The sequence below is a fragment of the Herminiimonas sp. genome (assembly GCF_030645555.1).
In the GTDB taxonomy this organism is placed as follows: Bacteria; Pseudomonadota; Gammaproteobacteria; order Burkholderiales; family Burkholderiaceae_D; genus Oxalicibacterium.
Genome location: NZ_JAUSME010000179.1, coordinates 1 through 3,227, shown reverse-complemented (window position 1 = coordinate 3,227; position 3,227 = coordinate 1). Strand labels below are relative to the sequence as shown.

At 52.5% G+C, this 3,227-nt stretch carries 4 protein-coding genes; 2 read left to right on the top strand and 2 right to left on the bottom strand.

Annotated elements, in window-relative coordinates; all coding sequences use genetic code 11:
* Both Q7T06_RS07025 and Q7T06_RS07020 read right to left on the bottom strand, forming a co-directional pair.
* A partial coding sequence (locus Q7T06_RS07025) for a cytochrome c biogenesis protein ResB (RefSeq protein ID WP_304782512.1) occupies positions 1-376 on the bottom strand: 376 nt, incomplete at its 3' end.
* A gap of 134 nt (positions 377-510) precedes the next feature.
* Positions 511-1,170, bottom strand: a complete 660-nt coding sequence (locus tag Q7T06_RS07020) for a cytochrome c (protein ID WP_304782509.1) — start codon at positions 1,168-1,170, stop codon at positions 511-513.
* A 161-nt stretch (positions 1,171-1,331) separates the two neighbouring features.
* On the opposite strand from Q7T06_RS07020, the gene yihA reads away from it, so the two are divergent.
* The gene (gene yihA / locus Q7T06_RS07015; protein WP_304782505.1) at positions 1,332-2,051 is read left to right on the top strand and encodes a ribosome biogenesis GTP-binding protein YihA/YsxC; all 720 of its coding nucleotides are present in this window, start codon (positions 1,332-1,334) and stop codon (positions 2,049-2,051) included.
* Positions 2,052-2,250: 199 nt separating this feature from the next.
* Positions 2,251-3,227: porphobilinogen synthase (hemB, locus tag Q7T06_RS07010; protein ID WP_304782502.1), on the top strand; the 977-nt coding region annotated here is incomplete at its 3' end.

Genomic DNA, 3,227 nt, shown 5'->3' with positions numbered 1-3,227 from the left:
GCACATTTTCGCGCCAGCTACGCATGTCTTTCAACATCTTCGGCGCATTGCGGATCAGGCACAGCGAGGTCGAGATCACCAGAAAGGTCATGATCAGCAAAAACCACCAGGTTGAATACAGCGCATACAGATTCAGCCTGGCGAACACTTCAAACCAGAAGGGGCCGAACTGATTGACATAATTCGTCATCGGCTCATTTTGCTTGAGCACGGTGCCTATGATCGACGCGATCGAAATGATCGTCAGCAAACTGATGGCAAAGCGCATCGAAGACAGCAACTCAACCGCATCTGCCAGCCAGCGACGGCGGGTGTTCAATTGCCAGCCGCCGGTACTTGTTTCTGATTCAGTACTTGTTTCTGTTTCGCTTGTCATTCCATTATCCTAAAACGGCATTTGACTGCCTGCTGGCGGAGTGCATGCTGCATTCCCCCGCAACCTTAGCTTAAAAAACAAAAAGGGGCAGCCTTGGCCACCCCCTTGTTCATACTCTGACAATAATTATTTTATTAATTCAAGCCAGCAATGTAATCTGAAACAGCCTGGATTTCTTCATCCGACATGCGCTTGGCTATCTTGCTCATCTGTTCACTGTTTTTACGCGTACCGGCACGGAAGCTGGTCAATTGCGCTGCGGTGTAATCCTGATGCTGACCAGCCAGGCGTGGGAACTGCGCTGGCAGACCGGCACCGTTGGCGCTATGGCAGGCGGCGCAAGCAGGCACACTCTTCTCGGCAATACCACCGCGGTAAATCTTTTTGCCCAGCTCGACCGTATCCTTGTTTTTGGCAGCGCCAGGTGTCGGCTTTTGCTTGGCAAGATAGGCGATCACATTTTGCGCATCTTCTTCAGTCATCGCCTTGGCAATGCTGGTCATGATTGCATTATTGCGCTCAGGACCCTTGAAGTTGGTCAATTGCTTGTGGATGTAAGCGCCATGCTGGCCGGCAAGCTTCGGATTTTGTGCAATGGACGAATTGCCTGCCGCACCATGGCAAGCAATACAGGCAGTGACGTTGCGTGCAGCGTCGCCTGTGTTGTACAAGGCCTCGCCCTTGGCTGGATCAGCTTTGGCGACTTTTTTCTCTTCAGAAGCATGGGCAAACGAAGTAACTGCCAAAAATGCAACGAACAAGGATTTTACGATTGGTAAACAAACACGATTCATTCAAACACCCTGAGACTTAATATTGAAATCTGCCCTATTGGCGACGTTTTTTACTGCAACCGAGTGCAAGTTGGCTACTGCGGCACAATAATGCGTAACCTCTTATTGTACAATAGCTTTCCGGCATTTTTGCCACCTCTTATGCATTTTCTGCTCATCCTATGTCCCTACTTTGGCAAGCCCGCTTCTTCACCACGGTGAATCATCTCCGTGATTTGCCAAATACGCAAGTCCCTGAAATTGCCTTTGCCGGTCGCTCCAATGCCGGCAAATCTACCGCAATCAATATTTTATGCAACCAGAAAAAACTGGCTTTTGCATCGAAAACGCCTGGCCGCACCCAGCATATCAATTATTTTTCGATCGGTGGCGCGCAGATCAACCAGCATCGAAAAGATGAAACCAAGGTCGATGAAATCCGCGCCTTGCTGGTTGATTTACCCGGTTACGGTTACGCGCAAGTGTCCGGCTCGGCCAAATTGCACTGGCAGGAACTGTTGGGTGATTACGTACAGCGCCGCGAACAACTCGCCGCGCTGGTATTGATTATTGACTCGCGCCGGCCGTTCACCGACCTCGACATCCAGATGCTGGAATGGTTTGCCCCTACCGGCAAGCCTATACATTGCATCTTGACGAAATCGGACAAACTCAACCGCAACGACGCCACCAATGCGCTGCGTACCGCACGCACGATACTGGCCAGCTATGTCGATGAAAACGGACAGCCCTTCCCATTTACCGCGCAATTGTTTTCTGCGCTCAAGCGTAATGGCATAGAAGAAGCCAACGATAAAATCCTGGAATTACTGGGATTGAATGACGAACCGGACACAGAATCAAGCGTCGAACCAGCAACTGATATCGGTCCGGCCGCATAACTGCAGGCAAAAAAAAAGCCCTGGAGAAAGGGGAGTATCTCCAGGGCAATAATGCCATATCGCATAGAGCGACCTGGCCCCGCTCAGGGAGGAGAAGCGGGAGATGCAAAGCATCCATTACTGAGACGAGCATGCGATAAAAAAGTTTCATTTATTTTTATCGCCTTTTTTAACCATCCTTATCTTGCGGAAGACTGCCATGTCCAAACTCTTACCCAACGCACAATTTCCCGCGGTACGGATGCGCCGCATGCGCAAGGATGCATTTTCGCGCGCCATGATGCGTGAAAATGTACTGACGCCGGCCGACCTGATTTATCCCGTATTCATCACCGAAGGCACCAAGCAAAGCGAGAAGGTTACATCCATGCCTGGCGTGGAGCGTCTTTCCGTCGATTTGCTGCTGAGCGTGGCAGAAGACTGCGTGGCCTTGCATATACCGGTTCTGGCCCTCTTCCCCGTCATCAATGCCTCGCTGAAAACACCTGACGGCATCGAAGCCTGCAATCCCGATGGCTTGGTGCCGCGCGCAGTGCGCGAATTGAAAAAGCGCTTCCCGGAACTGGGCATACTCACCGATATCGCACTCGACCCCTACACCAGCCACGGCCAGGATGGCCTCATCGATGCGCACGGCTATGTACTCAACGATGAAACCTGCGCCATGCTCACCAGGCAGGCGCTGACGCATGCGGAAGCCGGTGTCGATATCGTCGCGCCATCCGACATGATGGATGGCCGGATAGGCGCCATCCGTCATGCGCTCGAATCGCACCACCATATTTACACGCGCATCATGGCGTATTCGGCCAAATATGCGTCGGCATTTTACGGCCCGTTCCGCGATGCAGTCGGCTCCTCGGCCACGTTGGGAAAAAGCGACAAAGCCACTTACCAAATGGATCCTGCCAACAGCGATGAAGCCTTGCGTGAAGTTGCGCTCGACATCGCCGAAGGCGCCGATATGGTCATGGTCAAACCGGGCATGCCGTATCTGGATATCGTGCGCCGGGTCAAGGACGAGTTCAAAGTGCCGACCTTCGCCTATCAAGTCAGCGGCGAATACGCGATGATCAAGGCGGCCGCGCAGAATGGCTGGCTGGATCACGACAAGGCCATGATGGAAGCGATGATCGCCTTCAAGCGTGCCGGTGCGGATGGCGTATTGACTTACTT